Origin of the sequence: Mycobacterium intermedium, assembly GCF_002086275.1 — a bacterium.
In the GTDB taxonomy this organism is placed as follows: Bacteria; Actinomycetota; Actinomycetes; order Mycobacteriales; family Mycobacteriaceae; genus Mycobacterium; species Mycobacterium intermedium.
On record NZ_MVHT01000239.1, the window covers coordinates 1 to 1,355 of the forward strand.

Genomic DNA, 1,355 nt, shown 5'->3' on the forward strand with positions numbered 1-1,355 from the left:
TGAACCACCCCGGGTTTGATGCACACCGGTTTATGGGTGTGCAGCCTCTGAGTGGGCCGCGTTTGTAGCGTAGTGGACGTTCTCGTATTCGATGGGTGGGATGCGGCCCAGGCGGTGCATGAGCCGGTCGGTGTTGTACCAGTGCACCCACTCGGCGGTGAGCAATTCCACGTCGGTCAGGCGGTGCAACGGGCCGCGGCGAAACGGTGAGTCGTCGCGGATGGCTTCGGTCTTGTACAGCCCTATCGTCGTCTCCGCCAAGGCGTTGTCGAAGGCGTCTCCGACCGTGCCGATCGAGGCCACCAGCCCGGACAGCGCAAGCGTTTCCCCGAACCGCACAGACGTATACTGCGAGCCCGCATCACTGTGATGAATAGTGTTGCCCAACAACGGATTACCCTCATCAATACGAAGTTGCGCGGCATGGCGGATCGCGTGGCGCACGAACCGGTCCTCCTTGCTGGCCGAGCAGGTCCACCCCACGATCCGGCCGGCGTAGGCGTCGATGGCGAACGCGGTGTACACGAACGCCCCGCCCGACAGCCGGACGTAGGTGAAGTCTGCGACCAGCAGGACATTGGGGGCCGGCACCCGGAACTGCCGCTTGACCAGATCAGCGGCCCGCGCCGCGGCGGGATCGGCGATGGTGGTGCGGACCTTCTTGCGCCGGGTGACCCCACGCCAGCCGTTGGCCCGCATGAGCCGCTCCACCGTGCAGCGGGCCACATCGATGCCCTGGCGTTGCAGGTGGGCCCACATCTTGGTGGCGCCGTACAGCGACTCCGGCTTGCGCCGACCTTGCTCGTCAGGCTCGTAGAAGCCGGCCAGCACCTCGGTGACGACGGTGTCCCACAGCGTCCGCGCTGACGGGGGCCTGCTCAGCCAGGCGTAGAACGTTCTCGGGGCGATCTGGCAGCCGTGCTCAGAGAGCACGCGGCAGATCGGAGCGACCCCGAACCGAGCGCGATGCTCGGCGATGAACGCACAGATCAACGGTGTCGCGGGTCGCTCTCCCGCGCGAAGAAACTTGTTGCCGCCTTGAGGATTTCGATCGTTTCCTCAAGCTCGCGGTTCTTGCGCTTGAGCTCTCGGTTCTCCCGCGCCATATCGGTCGAGACCCCGTCACGCCGGCCGGCGTCGACCTCGGTCTGGTTGACCCAGCGACGCAGCGATTCGTATGACACCCCCAACCGCTTGGCCACCGCGCTGATACACCCCGTGCGGGTGGCGTACTCCTCGGCATGGTCACTGACCAACCGCACCGCCCGGACCTTGAACTCCTCGTCGTACCTCTTCGCCATGATGCGAACAACCTTCCCTCGAAAGAAGGTGTGCATCAAACCCGGGGTGGTTCA

1 protein-coding gene is annotated in these 1,355 nt (G+C 65.2%); it reads right to left on the reverse strand.

Annotated features, from left to right (window positions below; genetic code table 11):
* Window positions 1-30: 30 nt before the first annotated feature.
* Window positions 31-1,301, reverse strand: a protein-coding gene (locus BST27_RS30415) for an IS3 family transposase (RefSeq protein WP_139805494.1) whose coding sequence is annotated in 2 segments (ribosomal slippage) — window positions 31-1,028 and window positions 1,028-1,301 — 1,272 coding nt in all. Because the reading frame shifts where the segments join, the coding sequence is not laid out codon by codon here.
* Window positions 1,302-1,355: the final 54 nt, after the last annotated feature.